Raw genomic sequence first — 18,504 nt, 5'->3', positions numbered from 1 at the left:
GTAACCATCGGCAGGCGAGTCAGGAGTGATCATGCAAAGACAAACCGCCCCGTTCCGTGCCGATACCGTTGGCAGTTTCCTCCGTCCCGCCGCCATTAAGCAGGCGCGTGAGCAGTTTGCTGCCGGAGAGATTGATGCCGCCGCCCTGCGCCAGGTTGAAGATGACGCCATTCGTGATGTGGTCGCGAAGCAGCGTGAAAATGGTCTGCAGGTGGTGACCGATGGCGAGTTTCGTCGCGGCTGGTGGCACTTCGACTTTTTCTACGGCCTGGATGGGGTAGAAGCATATGAAGCCGAGCAGGGGATTCAGTTCAACGGTGTGCAGACCAAAGCCCATGGCGTGAAAGTGGTAAGCAAGCTCGGCTTTTCCAGCCATCCGATGCTGGATCACTTCCGTTTCCTGCAAAGCGTTGCCGGTGACGCCGTGCCGAAAATGACCATTCCCAGCCCCAGCGTGCTGCACTTCCGCGGCGGGCGCAAAGTGATCGACGCGCAGGTTTACCCGGATCTGGCGGATTACTTTGACGATCTGGCCCAGACTTACAAAGATGCGATCAAAGCGTTTTACGATGCGGGCTGCCGTTATCTGCAGCTGGATGACACCGTCTGGGCCTACCTCTGCTCAGAAGATCAGAAGCGTGAGATCCGGGCGCGTGGCGACGATCCGGAAGCGCTGGCGCGGACCTATGCGCAGGTGCTGAACAAGGCGCTGGAAGATAAACCGGCCGACCTGACCGTGGGCCTGCATGTCTGTCGCGGCAATTTCCGTTCAACCTGGATCTCAGAAGGCGGCTACGAGCCGGTGGCGGAGATCCTGTTTGGCAGCGTCAACGTCGACGCCTTCTTCCTGGAATATGATAATGCCCGCTCCGGCGGTTTCGAGCCGCTGCGCTTCATTAAGCCGGGACATCAGCAGGTGGTACTGGGTCTGATCACCACCAAATCGGGTGAACTGGAAGATCCGGCGCAGGTGAAAGCGCGACTGGCCGAAGCCGCACAATATGTGAGCCTCAGCCAGATCTGCCTTAGCCCGCAGTGCGGCTTTGCTTCCACCGAAGAGGGCAACAGCCTGAGCGAAGATCAGCAGTGGCAGAAGATTCGGCTGGTGGTCGATATCGCAAAACAGGTGTGGTAATGCTGTAAAGCTGTGCAAACAGGCGCGTAAAACGCGCCTTTTGTGCATTTATCAGCGGCCTGATGCGGGTAATTCTCGCGGTCTGTTTATTATTTAGGCACATCATCTTGGGTGCCTGCGCTAAAAATCAACGCTATCCACTGGCTCCGTTCTAAATAGCGGGATATCCTTCTGGTTTTCCGATCCCGTATTGCCTTTCCCCGCTATAAACGTTTTACTTAGCCCCGTTGTCGATCCATCCCTCCGTGAACAGAAAAAAAGCAGTTTAAATCACCTGCGCTTCACCTCACGACGAGCATAATGCGCTGACATTGGCTGGCTGGTCGGGGTTTTAACGCAGCAAGGGGACAACACTCACTCAACTTCCACCGCAACATCAGTGACAGGCCGTATGACACATCGTTTAACTTCGAAAGACATTCTCGCGCTGGGCTTCATGACATTTGCCCTGTTTGTTGGCGCGGGCAACATCATTTTCCCGCCGATGGTGGGCATCCAGTCTGGTGAACACGTCTGGACCGCCGCTATTGGCTTTCTGATCACCGCTGTGGGTCTGCCGGTAATGACCGTGGTCGCGCTGGCGCGCGTCGGCGGCGGCGTCGATGCGCTCAGTACGCCTATCGGTAAGGTTGCCGGTCTGGTGCTGGCCACCGTCTGCTATCTGGCGGTCGGGCCGCTGTTCGCCACGCCGCGCACCGCGACCGTCTCGTTTGAGATGGGGATTGCCCCGCTGACCGGTGAAGGCGCGATGCCGCTGTTTATCTACAGTCTGGTCTACTTTACGCTGGTGATTGGCGTGTCGCTTTATCCAGGCAAACTGCTCGATACCGTGGGCCACTTCCTGGCACCGCTGAAAATTGTGGCGCTGACCGTGCTGGGCGTTGCCGCGCTGGTGTGGCCAGCAGGCGGCACCATTCCGGCCACGGCCGATTATCAGCGTGCGGCCTTCTCCAGCGGCTTTGTTAATGGTTATCTGACCATGGATACGCTGGGCGCGCTGGTGTTTGGCATCGTCATCGTCAATGCTGCCCGTTCACGCGGCGTAGATAATGCCGCGCTGCTGACGCGCTATACCGTGCTGGCCGGCCTGATTGCCGGTGTTGGCCTGACGCTGGTTTATCTCTGCCTGTTTAAACTGGGCGCGGGCAGCGGGGCGCTGGTGGATCAAAACGCCAACGGTGCAGCGATTCTGCATGCCTATGTTCAGCACACCTTTGGTAACATGGGCAGCTTCTTCCTGGCCACGCTGATCTTCATCGCCTGTATGGTCACTGCCGTGGGTCTGACCTGCGCCTGTGCGGAATTTTTTGCGCAATACCTGCCGTTGTCGTATAAAACGCTGGTGTTTATCCTTGGTCTGTTCTCGATGGTGGTGTCGAACCTCGGCCTGAGCCACCTGATTCAGATTTCCATCCCGGTACTGACGGCAATTTATCCGCCCTGTATCGTGCTGGTGGTGCTGAGCTTCACCCTGAACTGGTGGAACAAGAGCAGCCGGATTATCGCGCCTGCTATGCTGATCAGCCTGCTGTTCGGTATTGTGGATGCGATTAAAACTACCGGGTTTAAAGATTTGCTGCCTGCATTCAGTCAGCATCTGCCGCTGGCCGATCAGGGTCTTGCCTGGTTGCCGCCATCGCTGGTGATGCTGCTGATTGCCGCCGTGGTCGATCGGGTTAAGGGACGCGAACAGGTCACCGTTCACTCGTAACAGACGGCACTGATTTTTCTTTAACCACGGGCTTGCCCGTGGTTTTTTCATTTCACAGGTACAGGTTGTTATGCAAGAAACCAACAAGCTCAAACGCGGACTGAGCACGCGCCACATCCGCTTTATGGCGCTGGGATCGGCGATTGGCACCGGGCTGTTTTACGGTTCCGCCGATGCGATCAAAATGGCCGGACCCAGCGTGCTGCTCGCCTATATTATCGGCGGGGCAGTGGCCTACATCATCATGCGCGCGCTGGGCGAGATGTCCGTCAACAATCCCCAGGCCAGCTCCTTCTCACGCTACGCCCAGGACTATCTCGGCCCGATGGCCGGTTACATCACCGGCTGGACTTACTGCTTTGAAATCCTGATTGTGGCGATCGCCGATGTGACGGCGTTCGGCATCTATATGGGCGTCTGGTTTCCTGAGGTGCCGCACTGGATTTGGGTACTGAGCGTGGTGCTGATTATCGGCGCGGTCAACCTGATGAGCGTGAAGGTGTTCGGCGAAGTGGAGTTCTGGTTCTCCTTCTTTAAGGTCGCCACCATTATCGTGATGATCCTCGCCGGTTTCGGCATGATTATCTGGGGCATCGGCAACGGTGGCCAGCCGACCGGCATCCACAATCTGTGGACCAACGGCGGCTTCTTTGCCCACGGCGTGGTCGGGATGCTGCTGTCGCTGCAAATGGTGATGTTTGCTTACGGCGGGATCGAAATTATCGGTATCACCGCCGGGGAAGCGAAGGACCCGGAGAAGTCGATTCCCCGTGCCATTAACTCGGTGCCGTGGCGCATCCTGGTGTTTTATGTCGGCACCCTGTTTGTGATTATGTCGATCTATCCGTGGAACCAGGTAGGCACCTCTGGCAGTCCGTTTGTGCTGACCTTCCAGCATCTGGGAATTGCGGCGGCGGCCTCGATTCTGAATTTTGTGGTGCTGACCGCCTCACTCTCCGCCATTAACAGCGACGTGTTTGGCGTGGGCCGTATGCTGCACGGTATGGCCCAGCAGGGACATGCACCGAAGATGTTTATGAAAGTCTCTTCCCGCGGCATTCCGTGGGTGACGGTGGTGGTGATGATGTTCGCGATGCTGATTGCGGTCTATCTCAACTACCTGATGCCGGAGAAGGTGTTCCTGGTGATCGCCTCGCTGGCGACCTTTGCCACGGTCTGGGTGTGGATCATGATTCTGCTGTCGCAGATCGCCTTCCGCCGCAAAATCGGCAAACAGGCCGCCAGCCAGCTGAAGTTCGCGCTGCCAGGCGGCAGCTGGACCGCCGGTGTCGGTGTCGCCTTCCTCTGCTTCATCATTGCGCTGATTGGCTATTTCCCGGATACCCGGGTGTCGCTCTATGTCGGCGTGGTGTGGATAGTGGTGCTGCTGCTGGGCTATAAGCTGGTGCGTAAGCCACACTAATCCCTTTGCGGCTCCCCGGCATCCGGGGAGCCGCAGGCGTCATGCCGCCTCTGCCATTCTCTTCCCTGATCCCAACCTTTGACCTTCCCGGCATCATCTTCTTAGCAACCTCTCTGCGCCAGAACAGGCGTGACGGCGGCAGGTTACAGAGGGTGGAATATCCTTTAGCGTGGGCAACGGATGATTGACAGGGATTGAGCTGGCCGTCAGGTAAAACCCGGCGGTGAGGAGGTCAGGCTGGAGGATGAGTGCATGGCAGGGAGCGGCGAACAAATAAAAAAACGGCGAAACCAGTCGCCGAAATATTCAAGAGAATCAGAGAAATAAAAAGGGATGATTGACGGGGTTATCGTAAAACAAAATTAACGCCGCTGGTAGCCAGGCTATTTTAAATAAGAAAACTCCCCGCCCGCGCTGATTCAATTAATTAATCGTGGCAGCGCTGCACAGCCACAGCGGCGTAAATTTGATTAGCCGCAGGATCAGGGTAATCTGACCGAAACCGGCATCGTGGCGCTGTTGTCCAGCCGTTTTTGCCATTGCGTCAGCGTCGATTGATAAGGGCAAAGCAGGCCGACATCGGTGATCCTGCAGTCTGGCTGATGCCACTCCTGACGTAATAAACCCTGTGTATCATCAATCGGCTGTAACTGCCGCAGGCCATCCAGGCTCTGCGCCTGGAAGTAAAGCCGCAGAAAACGCTCGCCGCTCTGGCTGTCGCGCCAGCGCTCCAGCACCAGGCTGCTGCCGGGCGGGATATTGCCACGGGCGTAGCCGGGCAACTGCCAGTCAAATCCCAGTAGCGTACGCACCATCGCAATATTGGTGTCATGCGCCACCAGAATCAGCCAGCGGGTAGAAGAGGTTGTGCTGGTCATTTCAGTCAGCATCGCGTTAAGCAGAATTGAGCCCCGACGCTGCGCCTGATAGAGCAGGTCGTTGCTGAGATCATAATTGGCGGTCAGCAGCGGCAGCAGCGAGGTGATCTGCGCCGCACGGGTGATATGTCCCCACGCCAGCTGATCGAACGGCAGATTTTCGCTGTAACCCAGCCGCAGCGTCTCCACCATGCTGGCCATCACGCTCAGCCCCTGAACATAGGTGTTGCCGCTGCGGGTTTGTTTGAATTGCCATGGCCGATCAAAAAAATCACAGCGATCGGTGGGTGGGCAGACCGCCGCTTTCAGCTGCTGAATCGCCGGCTGCAGTTGCTGCTGTAGCTGTGCCAGATCGCCCGCTTTCTGCTGCTTTGCCGCTAACTCCCGATCGGGATCGGTTTTTGCGATTTCCAGCTTATCGCTCTGGAACAGCGGATCAATCTCACCCGCCACGTAATGGATTGGCACGCCGCAGCCCGGAAACGCGCTGTCAGCGATCGCCTGAGCGGTGGCACGGGTGCGCTGGAGCGGGCTGGCGCGCAGATAGACCTCGGCTGAGGAGGGACAGCCAGCCGGCAGCAAACCGAGCTGGCGATAGTGCTCGCCCTGCCAGCGCCCCTTGTTGACTACGGCGCTGTAACCGTGACCGGTCAGCTCGCCATCCGCCGTTGACCACACCGGCCAGGATTGCTGGCTGGCGGCTTCGATCTCTTTCCGGTTGCCGGGGGTCGGTGGCCGCACGCCGTGGCGGCTCAGCTCAACCACTTTCTCCAGCTGGTAGTGGGGCTGCGGTGCCGCCTGCAGCGGCAGACTCAGCAGCCAGAGTGAACTTAGCGTTAACACCCAGCCGCGCCACCGGTTACGCATCATTTATTCATCCAGCGCGCGATTGCCGGTCAGCGCTTTGATCTGTGGATAGAGTGCAGCGTTCGCCAGCAATACCGGATTGCCGTTTTTCAGGCCGTCGTTAGCGAGGTAATCGTTGGTCATGCCGCCCGCCTCGCGCATCAGCACGATACCCGGCAGGCTATCCCAAGGATGCATATGCGCTTCGTAGTAGCCAATCAGCCGGCCCGCCGCCGTCCAGGCACTGGTCAGCGCGCCGGAACCGATGCGGATAAACATCCCGCCCTGTTGAATCAGCCCGCCGATCAGTCGGGTGACGCTTTCCGCGCCGGTGCGGCTGGAGTTGCTGATGCCGAGCAAGCCTTCGTTGAGCTGCTGCGCGGCGTGAACCTGCAGCCGGGTCTCATTGACCCATGCGCCCTGGCCCTGTCGGGCATGGAACAGCTCCTGATGATTGGGATCGCATACCACGCCAATCACCGGTTCACCGTCACACACCACCGCCAGTGAAACGCACCAGTTAGGCAGGCCGTTAACGAAACAGGCGGTGCCGTCAATCGGATCGACGACCCAGATAAACCGGGCATGACCCATTTCGCCGCCGCTCTCTTCACCGTAAACGGCATCCTCCGGGAAGCGCTCCTCAATCAGCGTTTTGATTAAGGCTTCGACGTTGCGATCGGCTTCGCTGACCACGTCCTGCAGATCCCTCTTGTGTTCCACCACCAGGTTTTGACGCTGCTGATACCAGGAATAAGCCCGGCTGGCCGCCGCACGGGCGATGTCGCAGGCGTAACGATAACGCGCGTCAATTTCAGAATGCGAAGCGGATGACATCTTTCCCTCTTATGATTTTTTTGCCATAGCGAACGGAAGTCGCGCCTGAACAGGCGTTCTGGCTGTGTGGTTTGCTTAACTATTGTTAAGAAAGGCTTCATTAAGCCGCAGATGAGACGCGATGGCAAGATGGGGAAGGGGCGGTCAGCCCGCTTTTTTGTGCGTTAATGGCCGGCAGCCGCCGGCTGACAGAAGAGAATCAGGTTTTACAGCGTTCTGGCCGTCGCCAGCGCCATTAAACGCGGATAAAAAATGAAAAACAGCGCTTCGAGCTGATCGTAATTTTCCGTGAAATCCTGATAAGAGTCGCGCAGCGCCGCCAGGCGCGGGCGGCGACTGGCCATACCCTGCAGCACTCGCTCCAGACGTGCAGGCTCGGCATAGTGCTCAAACCAGCGCTCGCGCCACATCACCGCGTTCAGTTGCTGAAAGGGTTCGGGCGTCGCCGCCAGCTGCGGCATGATTTCGCGCTCGGCGGCGGCCGAAAATTGCGTCAGGGTCAGGTCGGGAGTGAATTGCGGCCAGTGACGGGCGAGAAAATGGTCCCAGATGACATCGAGGGTGATCGGGGCGACGCGGTAGGTTTCCGGGCGGAACAGCTGACGGGCACGGCGGACTTCTGGCAGCGCATCGGTCATCACGTCGAGCCGGCGATGCATCAGAATACCGTCCGCCACCGGCGTGGGCCAGTGCTGGTGCGGGTTACCCCGGACAAAATCAGCCATTAAATTGCCGAGCAACGAGCTGTCAGCCAGTTGGGCCAGATGGAGATGTGCAAGAAAGTTCATGCTGCATTATAGGCTGAACTGCCTTTGCGCAGCCAGTTGTTCAGAATTGGTCGATTTTCCGCTAAACTGTGCCGCCTGTTTTTGCCTGAGAAAGAACTCTTTCATGCGTGTCGCCGATTTTGCTTTTGAATTGCCCGAATCCCTGATTGCCCACTATCCGCAGGCGCAGCGCAGCGGCTGTCGTCTGCTGTCGCTCGATGGTCCCAGCGGCGCACTGACGCACGGTGTCTTCACCGACGTGCTGGATAAGCTCAATCCAGGCGATCTGCTGGTGTTCAACAACACCCGCGTGATCCCGGCGCGCGTCTTTGGTCGTAAAGCCAGCGGCGGCAAAATCGAAATGCTGGTGGAGCGGATGCTTGACGACAAGCGCGTGCTGGCCCATGTGCGCGCCTCAAAAGCGCCTAAGCCGGGCGCCGCCCTGTTGCTGGGTGAAGATGAGAGCGTTAAAGCGACCATGGTGGCGCGCCACGATGCGCTGTTCGAGATCGTGATTGACGATGAGCGTGCGGTGCTCGATATCCTGAACAGCGTCGGTCATATGCCGCTGCCTCCTTACATCGATCGCCCGGATGAAGAGGCTGACCGCGAGCTTTATCAGACCGTTTACAGCGCCCGTCCGGGTGCCGTCGCGGCCCCGACCGCCGGTCTGCACTTCGATGAACCGCTGCTTCAGGCGCTGAAAGAGAAGGGCGTTGAGATGGCCTTTGTTACGCTGCATGTCGGGGCCGGAACCTTCCAGCCGGTGCGCGTCGACAACATTGAAGAGCATCATATGCACGCCGAATATGCGGAAGTGCCGCAGGAGGTGGTGGATGCGGTGCTGGCCTGTAAGGCGCGCGGCAATAAGGTGGTCGCGGTCGGCACCACTTCGGTACGTTCGCTGGAGAGCGCGGCCAAAGCGAGTCAGGATGCACTGATTGCGCCGTTCTTCGACGATACCCAGATTTTTATCTATCCGGGCTACCACTATCAGGTGATCGATGCGCTGATCACCAATTTCCACCTGCCCGAATCTACCCTGATTATGCTGGTCTCGGCGTTCGCCGGTTACCAGCACACCATGGCAGCCTACCGCGCTGCCGTGGCTGAGCAATATCGTTTCTTCAGTTATGGTGACGCGATGTTTATCAGCAAAAATCCGCAGGCGCCGCTGGAAAAAGTTGGCGACTGATTTATTAACCCATGACCTGTTGCGCCGCGTGGTATTCAGGCAGTACATGTGTTACTTGCCGCGTCGCGCGCACCAGACCAGTTGCTGCTCAATGGCGCGCAAGACGGAATGCTCGCCGGGTGGGAAGGTTATGACAGAAAAAAACTGCTATGTCGGTTCCGTTACAGGGTCAATGCAAATTACCTTTGCATAAACCCAATTCTCTTATTCCCTTATCAACCACAGGTATTATCCGGCCTGCTTCGCGGCCACACTGAATCTGAACAGCCGCTGCTGTGGTGAAGTGTACTTTATCTGCATCGAATTTAGGTTAGCATTCTGAAAAGGTGTTGATGGGGATGGCTAACTTTTTTGGAAGCGGGGAGGCGTTAAGGCTATCAGGGATTCTCTTCAGGACCTTTTCTATATCATATCCTCTAACTGGTTTTTCGTCAGTAAAAGAGTAGGTATCAGCAACTAACCTGATATATTTATGGTGCAGAGGTTTCCTGCCTATCTCGACAGAAATATTAAAAAAAGCATATCATGATGCATAAAAAAGGGGCGTTAAGCCCCTTTAATAAATGACAGGATAAGATGTTAATTTAACCCTTTATCATAAACGTAGAAAAGAGAACTTTGGTACTTTATGATTGTATCGGGCTTTCCATATTGTTTATTGATGCCATCAATGCATAGATCTATATTTGAGCATGACTCGCCATCAGAAGATAACATTATGAATGTTTTCTTATTTCCAGGTTTAATTTTGTTTCTGAAAGATTGAGCATGGGGGGTATTCCAATCAATAAAGCCATTGTCATTTCTAAATATAACAGGGCTGAAATCAATTTCCCCTTTCGAAAGCCAGTTTACGACGTTTGGATTACCCGACCAATATGGACCAAAGCCATAATTCAGGCCGTTTTGTTCCATGAATTTAACTTGAGATTCGGCAGAGGAGACAAGATTGTCACTATTTTGTTTCAAATGAACAACTAAGGAAGAGATGGAAATAAATGAAATTGCAATAATGTAAAGATGTTTTGAACCATGCTTTGATAATATCATAAAAAAAGATATTATATAAAATACATAAACTATGTTTACTAAGAACCTGGCGGAATAGTATTGTTTTTCTGGGGAGCCCAATATATAAGCTCCAGATATCCCTGCCACACTCATAACAAGTAAGAAAGATATTGCGTTTTTTTCAGCGAAATATAATTTGTATAAACCATAAACGCCAAGGGTCATGATAACGACAAATGATGCAATCCTTGAAATTTCATTGTCAGCGTAGAATAAGTTTAACATAGAACCTATCCCATACGCATACCAATATATATTGGATTTTATTACTTCAATGCTGGCCAGATGAAAATGGGATAAAGGCACTGCGAGCCAGTTCTGGATTATATGGCTGAAATAAATCAATAAGGAAATGAGTGCTATTGTAGAAGGGATGAATTTATTTTTTTTATCCGTGCTGTCACTTAAAAGTTGGTACAATAAAAAAGGAATACCAAATGATGCAATATACCAGGGATCAGAGACGCCAGCAATCAATATTATTAGTGAGGAGATTATGGATGCTAAAATCTTACGATTTATTCGCAGGTTTACGTAAATTAACAAAAGACCATAAAGATTCGATGTGTTATGAGAAAATGGATGGGAGATAAATCCAACCTTGTAACAAAAATAAGGGAGGAAACATAAAAAAGGAACTATAAAGATAGAGTTTTTATTTGATGTTATTTTGCTTAATATCAGGAATGATATAATGGCGCAAGTGAAGACCTGTAGAGATGATATTGCAATAAGAGTGTTTATTGACTCATATCCGAATATTTTATAAATAATAAAATGAATAGGGTATACTGAGAGATACCAATTGTCATCAGTTGGGATCCATTCTTTTATTGCATGAAATCCGCTTCTTTCTATTTCTCCCCAGACTAATGCAGAGTTTATTGTATCTGCATCAAGCGTAAAGTACTTGCCAGAGGTATATATTGATAAAATAAGTGAAAATGTTGAAATTAAAAAAAATAGGTATGATTTATTCTGTTCTGTGTTTGTCATTATAAGGGAGTCCGATAATTTAAATGATTTATTTATCTGTGTTGTTTTTTAAAATAAACTTTGGTCTCCTTTTTGATTCGATATATATCCTTCCGATATATTCACCCAGAACGCCGATGCCGATCAACTGAACACCGCCGAGGAAAAGTATTGAAACCATAATGGACGTATATCCATGCACCGCATTTCCATATACTAACTTTTCAAAAATCATGAATAATCCATAAAAGAAAGAAAGACCGGCCACAGTCAATCCTATGTATGACCATATACGAAGTGGGAAAGTTGAAAAAGATGTAAACCCCTCTAGCGCCAGGTTCCACAACTTCCAGCCATTGAATTTACTCTTTCCAGCCACCCGGTCTTCCCGGCGATACTCAACGACAGCAGTCTTTCCTCCGACCCAGCTAAGTAAACCCTTCATGAAAATATTTCTTTCTTTAAGGCGCAAAATGCTTTTCACAATGTCTTTCGACATAAGGCGGAAGTCGCCGACATTCTCTTCTATTTTTGGATTGCTTATTTTATTGTGCATCCTGTAGAAAGCTGATGCAGTTCTACGCTTCAGGTAGCTGTCACAGCTTCTGTCTGCTCTCTTTGCAAGAACGACATCATAACCTTCTTGCCACTTAGCGATAAGCTCAGGAATGACTTCGATAGGGTCCTGTAGATCAACATCTATAGGTATGATGGCGTCACCGGTGGCAAATTCCAGTCCCGCATAAAGCGCTGGCTCTTTGCCGAAATTCCTTGTGAAAGATATGGCCTTAACAAGGTCATCTTCAGATGAAAGGCGATTAATAATGCTTTCGGTGCCATCTGAACTGCCGTCATTAATAAATACTATCTCAACATCTTTCCCTTTGAACTGGTCTAACTCCCTCACTGCTGAATAGAAAATAGGTATCGCTTCCTCTTCATTGAGAACAGGGACAATAAGAGATATTTTCATTTTTTCTTCCTGAATATTATGAACTTAGAATAAAAAAAACCACACACCAGGCTTACGCATGAGAATACAAACAACGTCATGACAGGAGGGACGTGTAATCTGTCAGAGTATGATCCAATCATGATGGCAACTATCCCCATGAAGAAAACATACATGATGTATCTGATCGTCGTCGCTTCAGTGCTGAACGTCCATCTTGCATTTGCAAAGAAGGAGAATGTTACAGCTGCACAGAATGCGATGAAATTAGCAAGTGCCTGAGGCTGACCAGACTTGTAGAAAATTGCAAAAGTCAGCCAGTGAATTAGCGTGTTGATTATGCCTACGGTTGTATACCGCGCGAACAGATTAAACATTCTTGTGTCCATAGTTAAAGTCGGAGGATTTTGTCACTGGATGAGGCCATGATCAAGAACTCCTGGAAAGATGGTGCATCTTCTGAAAACCCGCTCCCTTATGTTTTAAGTGTGACAAATTTGTGACAAAAAATTGACACAATTGCGCAGAAATCGATAAATCCTGTAATACAATGACGGCGTCCCCGATCGGGTGACTGGCTGGCTTGTATAGCAGCTTCTGTGGTTGTTATCATGCGCCACGTTTAATTAGACATCGGACTGTTTCTCCGGTGGAGGCTTTGTGAAATTTGAACTTGATACCACAGACGGGCGCGCGCGCCGTGGCCGTCTGGTTTTTGATCGCGGCGTGGTGGAAACCCCGGCGTTTATGCCGGTCGGTACCTACGGCACGGTAAAAGGCATGACGCCGGAAGAAGTGCAGGAGACCGGCGCACAGATCATTCTGGGCAATACCTTCCATCTCTGGCTGCGTCCCGGCCAGGAGATCATGAAACTGCATGGCGACCTGCATGACTTTATGCAGTGGAAAGGGCCGATCCTGACGGATTCGGGCGGTTTCCAGGTCTTCAGCCTGGGCGACATCCGCAAGATCACCGAAGCGGGCGTGCACTTCCGTAACCCCATCAACGGCGACGCCATTTTCCTCGATCCTGAAAAGTCGATGGAGATTCAGTATGACCTCGGCTCCGACATCGTCATGATCTTCGACGAATGTACGCCGTACCCGGCGGACTGGGACTATGCCAAACGTTCAATGGAGATGTCGCTGCGCTGGGCAAAACGCAGCCGTGACCGTTTTGACAGCCTGGGTAACAAAAATGCGCTGTTCGGTATCATCCAGGGCTCGGTTTACGAAGATTTACGAGATGTGTCGGTGAAAGGTCTGGTAGAGATTGGCTTTGATGGGTACGCTGTGGGCGGCCTGGCGGTGGGTGAGCCTAAACAGGACATGCACCGTATTCTTGAGCACGTCTGCCCGCAGCTGCCGCAGGATAAACCGCGCTATCTGATGGGTGTCGGTAAGCCTGAAGATCTGGTGGAAGGGGTCCGTCGCGGCGTCGATATGTTCGACTGTGTGATGCCAACCCGCAACGCGCGTAACGGCCATCTTTTTGTCACTGACGGTGTGGTGAAAATCCGCAACGCGAAATACAAAGATGACACCGCACCACTGGATGCGGAATGTGATTGTTACACCTGTCGCAATTACAGCCGCGCCTACTTGTATCATCTGGACCGTTGTAACGAAATACTGGGCGCGCGTCTCAATACGATTCACAATCTGCGCTATTACCAGCGCCTGATGGCAGGTTTACGCCAGGCCATCGAAGAGGGTAAATTAGAGCGCTTTGTAAACGAGTTCTACCAACGGACGGGCAAAGAAGTTCCGCCTTTAACGTCTGATAATTCATCTATGAGGGAAATTTAATGAGCTTTTTCATTTCTGACGCCGTGGCCGCAGCAGGCGCACCGTCGCAGGGAAGTCCGTATTCTCTGGTGATCATGCTGGTGGTGTTTGGTCTGATTTTTTACTTCATGATCCTGCGTCCGCAGCAGAAACGTGCGAAAGAGCACAAGAAGCTGATGGATTCCATCTCAAAGGGCGATGAAGTGCTGACCAGCGGTGGCCTGGTAGGTCGCGTAACAAAAGTGTCTGACACTGGCTACGTCTCTATCGCGCTGAATGAGACCAATGAAGTGGTCATTAAACGTGATTTCGTCGCTGCCGTTCTGCCGAAAGGTACTATGAAGGCGCTGTAATTCTATCTTCCCTAAGGGAACTGCCGTGTTAAATCGTTATCCTTTGTGGAAGTATGTGATGCTGGTCGTCGTGATTCTCGTCGGCCTGCTGTATGCGCTTCCCAACCTCTATGGTGAGGATCCGGCCGTTCAAATCACTGGCGCGCGCGGAAGCGCCGCCAGTGAGCAGACGTTGGATCACATTCAGTCCGCATTAAAACAAGACAATATCCAGAGCAAATCCGTTGCGCTGGAAAACGGGGCGATTACTGCGCGCTTTGCTAACACCGACGTGCAGTTGCGCGCCCGTGAAGCGATCATGAAAGCGCTGGGTGAAGACTACGTCGTGGCGCTGAACCTGGCACCGGCCACGCCGCGCTGGCTGACGATGCTGTCAGCGGAACCGATGAAACTCGGTCTCGATCTGCGTGGTGGTGTGCACTTCCTGATGGAAGTGGACATGGATACCGCCTTAGGCAAGCTGCAGGAGCAGAATGCCGATACGCTGCGTAGCGATCTGCGCACCAAAAATATTCCTTATACCAACGTCAACAAAATCGCGAACTACGGCGTGGAAATTCGTTTCCGTGACGCCGCCAGCCGTGATGCTGCTGTCTCCTGGCTGACCTCCCGTCATCAGGACCTGGTGATCAACAGCAGCGGCAACGATGCGCTGCGCGCTACCATGAGCGATGCGCGCCTGAGCGAAGCGCGTGAATATGCGGTTCAGCAGAACATTACTATCCTGCGTAACCGTGTGAACCAGCTGGGCGTAGCCGAACCGCTGGTGCAGCGTCAGGGTTCCGATCGCATTGTGGTTGAGCTGCCAGGGATTCAGGACACGGCCCGCGCGAAAGAGATTCTGGGTGCGACCGCGACGCTGGAATTCCGTCTGGTTAACACCAGCGTTGATCCTACCGCGGCGGCCAGTGGACGGGTGCCGGGTGACTCTGAAGTCAAAGATATGCGTGACGGCCAGCCGGTGGTGCTCTACAAGCGGGTGATCCTGACCGGTGACCACATCACCGACTCGACCTCCAGCATGGATGAGTACAACCAGCCACAGGTGAACATTTCACTGGATGGCGCAGGCGGTAACATCATGTCTAACTTCACCAAGGACAACATCGGCAAGCCGATGGCGACCCTGTTTGTGGAGTACAAAGACAGCGGTAAAAAAGATGCCAATGGCCGTTCGATTCTGGTGAAACAGGAAGAGGTGATTAACGTCGCTAACATCCAGTCTCGCCTCGGTAACAGCTTCCGCATCACCGGCATCAACAATCCGAACGAAGCGCGTCAACTGTCGCTGCTGCTGCGTGCCGGTGCGTTGATTGCGCCAATCCAGATTGTGGAAGAGCGCACCATCGGCCCGACCATGGGTCAGCAAAACATTACTCAGGGTCTGGAAGCCTGCCTGTGGGGCCTGCTCGCCTCGATCCTGTTTATGGTGGTGTTCTACAAGAAGTTTGGTCTGATTGCGACCAGTGCGCTGTTGGTGAACCTGGTGCTGATTGTCGGCGTTATGTCACTGCTGCCTGGCGCGACCCTGACTATGCCGGGTATTGCCGGTATTGTGTTAACGCTGGCGGTGGCAGTCGATGCTAACGTACTGATTAACGAACGTATTAAAGAAGAGCTGCGTAACGGGCGCTCGGTTCAGCAGGCGATTCATGAGGGCTATAAAGGCGCCTTCTCCAGTATTGTCGATGCGAACGTGACCACCCTGATCAAAGTCATTATTCTTTACGCGGTCGGCACCGGTTCGATCAAAGGCTTTGCGATTACCACCGCAATTGGTATCGCGACTTCAATGTTCACCGCGATCGTCGGTACCCGTGCCATTGTTAACCTGGTTTACGGTGGCAAACGCATCAACAAGCTGTCTATCTGAGGAGTGCGTTGTGGCACAGGAATATAACATTGAGCAGTTGAACCACGGGCGTAAAGTCGTCGACTTTATGCGCTGGGATAAGCTGGCCTTCATCATCTCAGGTCTGCTGATTATCGCCGCGATTGCCATTGTCGGCATCCGTGGCTTCAACTGGGGACTCGATTTCACCGGCGGTACGGTGATTGAGATCGCGCTGGAAAAACCGGCCGATCTCGATACGCTGCGTGGTGATTTGGTGAAAGCGGGCTTTGACGAGCCGCTGGTGCAGAACTTTGGCAGCAGCCGTGACGTGATGGTGCGCATGGCACCGGTCAGCGGACCGGCAGGCACCGAGTTAGGCAACAAAGTGGTTTCGGTGATTAACCAGACCACCCAGCAGAACGCCACCGTGAAGCGTATCGAGTTCGTTGGCCCGAGCGTCGGTAGCGATCTGGCGCAGGCGGGTGCGATGGCGCTGCTGTCGGCACTGGTTGCGATTCTGATCTATATCGGTTTTCGCTTTGAGTGGCGTCTGGCGCTGGGTACCGTACTGGCGCTGGCGCATGACGTGATCATCACCTGCGGCCTGCTGGCGCTGTTCCGGATTGAGATCGACCTGACGATTGTCGCCTCGCTGATGTCGGTGATTGGCTACTCGCTTAACGATAAAATCGTGGTTTCCGACCGTATTCGTGAGAACTTCCGCAAGATTCGCCGCGGCAGCTCTTACGACATTACCAACGTGTCGCTGACCCAGACGTTAAGCCGTACCCTGATTACTTCACTGACCACGCTGGCGATGATCCTCATCCTGTTCATCTTTGGTGGCGCGTTGCTGAAAGGCTTCTCACTGACCATGTTGATCGGTGTGACCATCGGTACGATTTCATCGATTTATGTCTCGTCGGCGCTGGCGCTGAAGCTGGGCATGAAGCGTGAACATATGCTGGTGCAGAAAGTCGAAAAAGAGGGCGCGGATCAGCCTTCTATTCTGCCGTAAGCGTGGCAGAGTGATGAAAAACGGGCGGCCTGTGAGGGTCGCCCGTTTTTATTTGCGCCGGTTAAGGCGCAGCAGGAGTGGTTTGAGTCGGTGAGTCAGCGGTCACATCGTGCACTCGGAGATATCCCAGCTGATCCGGCGTCAGGCCACTCAGCCGCAGCGGAACATCCGCTGAGTGTTGCGGTAACAGCGAGGCGGGAACGGCAATGGTCTGGCTCAGGCTGTCGCTGTTAAGCGGCTTGCCGGTTGCCGGGTCCAGTACGCCCCAGATTACCGTCGCGTGCAGCGCAGGCAACGGTTGATCGCCCATCGAGCGGATCGACAGCGTAGCCCGCGATCCACTGGCTTCTGCCACCACCGGCGACAGCGTCAGCCGTAGCGTGCCGAGCTGAGTTTGCAACGCCACCGGGGTATTCGCCTGCGGCACCAGCCATGCGCCGTTGGTTGAGTGGCTGTTAAGCTGCCCCTGAATCTCCAGCGCACTCGCCTGGGTGGTTAAGTGCTGCATCTGCTGATTAAGCTGGCTCACTTCCTGATGCAACTGTTTAACCTGCGGGTTCGTCACCGGGGTACTACAACCGCTCAGTAACGCCAGTGAAAGTGCTGCTGGCGCCCAAACCGTCCTGATCATAAGTTATCCTTGTCGCTTATTTTGGAATGCGTAAAACCTGGCCAGGATAGATCTTATCAGGATGCGACAGCATTGGCTTGTTAGCTTCGAAAATCTTGTTGTATTCGTTAGGATTTCCATAAACCTGTTTTGAAATAGCGCTCAGCGTGTCGCCTTTTTTCACCGTGTAGAGTTCCGACTCGGCTGCGCTGTCGTTCACGGTCACCTTGTCTTCCACTTTGGTGATGCCCGCTACGTTGCCGGCGGCAACCAGAATCTTCTCTTTCAGCTCCTGTGACAGGCCATCACCGCTGACTGTAACGGTGTCGCCATCCACTTTCACATTCACTTTGTCACTGTCCGGCAGGCCGAGCTTATTGATGTGATCCTGCAATTTTTTACTCTGGTCATCGCCGCCATTCACGGCATCCCACAGCTTTTCACCCGCTTCTTTCACGAAATTGAACAAACCCATAAAACCTCCAATGTGTCAGGTAAATTATTTTACTTGCAGCTCATTAAGCGTAGTCCCTTTTGCCGCAGGTGAAATTTACCACTGTTTATGCTGCGAGGTGAATCCTGCAAACGCACGGAAGAGATTTTGTTGATCGGCAGTTCGCGCTACACTGTCAGGCCCATTTCTCTCGCGTCAGGAAACGTCATGCATTGCCCATTCTGCTCCGCTGTGGACACCAAAGTGATTGATTCTCGTCTGGTTAGTGAAGGATCGTCGGTGCGACGCCGCCGCCAGTGTCTGATGTGTCATGAGCGTTTTACCACTTTTGAGGTGGCAGAACTGGTGATGCCGCGCGTGGTGAAGAGTAATGACGTACGCGAACCTTTCAATGAAGACAAAATGGCCAGCGGGATGATGAAGGCGCTTGAGAAGCGTCCGGTTAGTGCCGACGCGGTTGAGAGCGCGGTAAACCACATTAAAACCCAGCTGCGCGCCACCGGCGAACGCGAAATTCCCAGCAAACTGATTGGCAATCTGGTGATGGATGAGCTGAAAAAGCTCGATAAAGTCGCCTATATTCGTTTTGCCTCGGTTTACCGCAGTTTCGAAGATATACGTGATTTTGGCGAAGAGATCGCCCGGTTACAGGATTAA

17 protein-coding genes are annotated in these 18,504 nt (G+C 53.2%); 9 read left to right on the top strand and 8 right to left on the bottom strand.

Annotated elements, in window-relative coordinates; translation table 11 throughout:
* Positions 1–31 precede the first annotated feature (31 nt).
* The 3 genes from LZU96_RS15805 to proY all read left to right on the top strand — a co-directional run bounded on the left by LZU96_RS15805 (position 32) and on the right by proY (position 4,269).
* Positions 32–1,135, top strand: a complete 1,104-nt coding sequence (locus tag LZU96_RS15805) for a cobalamin-independent methionine synthase II family protein (protein WP_233985142.1) — start codon at positions 32–34, stop codon at positions 1,133–1,135.
* A gap of 391 nt (positions 1,136–1,526) precedes the next feature.
* Entirely contained in the window at positions 1,527–2,846 is a 1,320-nt protein-coding gene (gene brnQ / locus LZU96_RS15800; RefSeq protein WP_233985141.1) for a branched-chain amino acid transporter carrier protein BrnQ, read from the top strand.
* A gap of 70 nt (positions 2,847–2,916) precedes the next feature.
* The gene (gene proY, locus LZU96_RS15795; protein ID WP_233985140.1) at positions 2,917–4,269 is read left to right on the top strand and encodes a proline-specific permease ProY; all 1,353 of its coding nucleotides are present in this window, start codon (positions 2,917–2,919) and stop codon (positions 4,267–4,269) included.
* Between the two features lie 482 nt (positions 4,270–4,751).
* Here the strand turns inward: proY and LZU96_RS15790 are convergent, their stop codons facing one another.
* The 3 genes from LZU96_RS15790 to LZU96_RS15780 form a co-directional block, all read right to left on the bottom strand.
* On the bottom strand, positions 4,752–6,017 hold the full coding sequence (locus tag LZU96_RS15790) for a histidine-type phosphatase (protein WP_409520439.1): 1,266 nt from the start codon (positions 6,015–6,017) through the stop codon (positions 4,752–4,754).
* The gene (locus LZU96_RS15785) at positions 6,018–6,830 is read right to left on the bottom strand and encodes an inositol monophosphatase family protein (RefSeq protein WP_233985139.1); all 813 of its coding nucleotides are present in this window, start codon (positions 6,828–6,830) and stop codon (positions 6,018–6,020) included.
* Between the two features lie 206 nt (positions 6,831–7,036).
* Positions 7,037–7,618 (bottom strand): ACP phosphodiesterase, encoded by a 582-nt coding sequence (locus LZU96_RS15780; protein WP_233985138.1) that lies wholly within the window; start codon positions 7,616–7,618, stop codon positions 7,037–7,039.
* A gap of 103 nt (positions 7,619–7,721) precedes the next feature.
* Here LZU96_RS15780 and queA point away from each other — a divergent pair, with 103 nt between their 5' ends.
* Positions 7,722–8,792: a tRNA preQ1(34) S-adenosylmethionine ribosyltransferase-isomerase QueA gene (gene queA / locus LZU96_RS15775; protein ID WP_233985137.1), complete on the top strand. Its 1,071-nt coding sequence runs from the start codon at positions 7,722–7,724 to the stop codon at positions 8,790–8,792.
* Positions 8,793–9,371: 579 nt separating this feature from the next.
* On the opposite strand, the gene LZU96_RS15770 is transcribed toward queA, so the two are convergent.
* From LZU96_RS15770 to LZU96_RS15760, 3 genes are read right to left on the bottom strand one after another with little or no spacing between them, the layout of a single operon-like run.
* Positions 9,372–10,859, bottom strand: coding sequence for a hypothetical protein (locus LZU96_RS15770; protein WP_233985136.1), 1,488 nt, complete (start codon positions 10,857–10,859; stop codon positions 9,372–9,374).
* A gap of 28 nt (positions 10,860–10,887) precedes the next feature.
* A complete protein-coding gene (locus tag LZU96_RS15765; RefSeq protein WP_233985135.1) occupies positions 10,888–11,811 on the bottom strand; it encodes a glycosyltransferase family 2 protein in 924 nt (307 codons plus the stop codon).
* The gene (locus LZU96_RS15760; protein ID WP_233985134.1) at positions 11,808–12,167 is read right to left on the bottom strand and encodes a GtrA family protein; all 360 of its coding nucleotides are present in this window, start codon (positions 12,165–12,167) and stop codon (positions 11,808–11,810) included. The genes LZU96_RS15765 and LZU96_RS15760 overlap by 4 nt, the downstream gene beginning before the upstream one ends.
* A gap of 283 nt (positions 12,168–12,450) precedes the next feature.
* Between LZU96_RS15760 and tgt the strand changes: the two genes are divergently transcribed.
* From tgt to secF, 4 genes are read left to right on the top strand one after another with little or no spacing between them, the layout of a single operon-like run.
* Positions 12,451–13,599 carry a tRNA guanosine(34) transglycosylase Tgt gene (tgt, locus tag LZU96_RS15755; RefSeq protein WP_233985133.1) on the top strand — a complete coding sequence of 383 codons (1,149 nt, stop codon included), beginning with the start codon at positions 12,451–12,453 and terminating at the stop codon, positions 13,597–13,599.
* Positions 13,599–13,931: a preprotein translocase subunit YajC gene (gene yajC, locus LZU96_RS15750; RefSeq protein WP_031374695.1), complete on the top strand. Its 333-nt coding sequence runs from the start codon at positions 13,599–13,601 to the stop codon at positions 13,929–13,931. The genes tgt and yajC overlap by 1 nt, the downstream gene beginning before the upstream one ends.
* Before the next feature lie 25 nt (positions 13,932–13,956).
* Positions 13,957–15,804 carry a protein translocase subunit SecD gene (gene secD / locus LZU96_RS15745; protein ID WP_233985132.1) on the top strand — a complete coding sequence of 616 codons (1,848 nt, stop codon included), beginning with the start codon at positions 13,957–13,959 and terminating at the stop codon, positions 15,802–15,804.
* A gap of 10 nt (positions 15,805–15,814) precedes the next feature.
* Positions 15,815–16,783 carry a protein translocase subunit SecF gene (secF, locus tag LZU96_RS15740; RefSeq protein WP_233985131.1) on the top strand — a complete coding sequence of 323 codons (969 nt, stop codon included), beginning with the start codon at positions 15,815–15,817 and terminating at the stop codon, positions 16,781–16,783.
* A 61-nt stretch (positions 16,784–16,844) separates the two neighbouring features.
* Here the strand turns inward: secF and LZU96_RS15735 are convergent, their stop codons facing one another.
* Both LZU96_RS15735 and lysM read right to left on the bottom strand, forming a co-directional pair.
* Positions 16,845–17,414, bottom strand: a complete 570-nt coding sequence (locus LZU96_RS15735; RefSeq protein WP_233985130.1) for a DUF3251 domain-containing protein — start codon at positions 17,412–17,414, stop codon at positions 16,845–16,847.
* A gap of 16 nt (positions 17,415–17,430) precedes the next feature.
* Entirely contained in the window at positions 17,431–17,868 is a 438-nt protein-coding gene (gene lysM / locus LZU96_RS15730) for a peptidoglycan-binding protein LysM (RefSeq protein ID WP_233985129.1), read from the bottom strand.
* Positions 17,869–18,054: 186 nt separating this feature from the next.
* On the opposite strand from lysM, the gene nrdR reads away from it, so the two are divergent.
* Positions 18,055–18,504 carry a transcriptional regulator NrdR gene (gene nrdR, locus LZU96_RS15725; RefSeq protein ID WP_009091750.1) on the top strand — a complete coding sequence of 150 codons (450 nt, stop codon included), beginning with the start codon at positions 18,055–18,057 and terminating at the stop codon, positions 18,502–18,504.

Source organism: Pantoea agglomerans, assembly GCF_021397715.1.
Lineage (GTDB): Bacteria > Pseudomonadota > Gammaproteobacteria > Enterobacterales > Enterobacteriaceae > Pantoea > Pantoea astica.
Note: the sequence above shows the minus strand (reverse complement) of the source record. Positions and strands in the feature narration are given on the sequence as shown.

Excerpts from the sequence above, each read along its gene's own strand:
- LZU96_RS15780 (WP_233985138.1), bottom strand. The coding sequence starts at position 7,618 with ATGAACTTTCTTGCACATCTCCATCTGGCCCAACTGGCTGACAGCTCG.
- lysM (WP_233985129.1), bottom strand. The coding sequence starts at position 17,868 with ATGGGTTTGTTCAATTTCGTGAAAGAAGCGGGTGAAAAGCTGTGGGAT.
- LZU96_RS15770 (WP_233985136.1), bottom strand. The coding sequence starts at position 10,859 with ATGACAAACACAGAACAGAATAAATCATACCTATTTTTTTTAATTTCA.
- LZU96_RS15735 (WP_233985130.1), bottom strand. The coding sequence starts at position 17,414 with ATGATCAGGACGGTTTGGGCGCCAGCAGCACTTTCACTGGCGTTACTG.
- LZU96_RS15805 (WP_233985142.1), top strand. The coding sequence starts at position 32 with ATGCAAAGACAAACCGCCCCGTTCCGTGCCGATACCGTTGGCAGTTTC.
- brnQ (WP_233985141.1), top strand. The coding sequence starts at position 1,527 with ATGACACATCGTTTAACTTCGAAAGACATTCTCGCGCTGGGCTTCATG.
- LZU96_RS15785 (WP_233985139.1), bottom strand. The coding sequence starts at position 6,830 with ATGTCATCCGCTTCGCATTCTGAAATTGACGCGCGTTATCGTTACGCC.
- LZU96_RS15765 (WP_233985135.1), bottom strand. The coding sequence starts at position 11,811 with ATGAAAATATCTCTTATTGTCCCTGTTCTCAATGAAGAGGAAGCGATA.
- nrdR (WP_009091750.1), top strand. The coding sequence starts at position 18,055 with ATGCATTGCCCATTCTGCTCCGCTGTGGACACCAAAGTGATTGATTCT.
- yajC (WP_031374695.1), top strand. The coding sequence starts at position 13,599 with ATGAGCTTTTTCATTTCTGACGCCGTGGCCGCAGCAGGCGCACCGTCG.
- LZU96_RS15790 (WP_409520439.1), bottom strand. The coding sequence starts at position 6,017 with ATGATGCGTAACCGGTGGCGCGGCTGGGTGTTAACGCTAAGTTCACTC.
- proY (WP_233985140.1), top strand. The coding sequence starts at position 2,917 with ATGCAAGAAACCAACAAGCTCAAACGCGGACTGAGCACGCGCCACATC.
- LZU96_RS15760 (WP_233985134.1), bottom strand. The coding sequence starts at position 12,167 with ATGTTTAATCTGTTCGCGCGGTATACAACCGTAGGCATAATCAACACG.
- queA (WP_233985137.1), top strand. The coding sequence starts at position 7,722 with ATGCGTGTCGCCGATTTTGCTTTTGAATTGCCCGAATCCCTGATTGCC.